1 protein-coding gene is annotated in these 230 nt (G+C 55.7%); it reads left to right on the top strand.

Translation table 11 applies throughout. From position 1 onward, the window contains the following. The coding region (locus KZZ04_RS20995; protein ID WP_219424148.1) for a hypothetical protein at positions 1–222 on the top strand (222 nt) is incomplete at its 5' end. Between the last annotated feature and the right edge of the window lie 8 nt (positions 223–230).

Below are 230 nucleotides of genomic sequence, written 5' to 3'. Positions count from 1 at the left end.
GAAGACCTTACCGCACTCAATCGTATCCAGATCCAGATGAGCGCCCTGAGCCCGGAAGATGGCGGCTATGTGCTGCTCAACTTCAGCCAATTGCTCGATGACGAGATTCAGGCCGTATTGGTGTATGGCAACGACCTGCCGCGCGTGTTGCAACTGTGCGCCGAAGTAGGGATCAAGGCCGAGCCGTCGCTGGAAGCCCTGAAAGTCGCCGTTCATGTCTGAAATAAAAC

This window comes from Pseudoalteromonas sp. CR1 (assembly GCF_019392235.1).
Taxonomy (GTDB): domain Bacteria; phylum Pseudomonadota; class Gammaproteobacteria; order Enterobacterales; family Alteromonadaceae; genus Pseudoalteromonas.
Note: the sequence above shows the minus strand (reverse complement) of the source record. Positions and strands in the feature narration are given on the sequence as shown.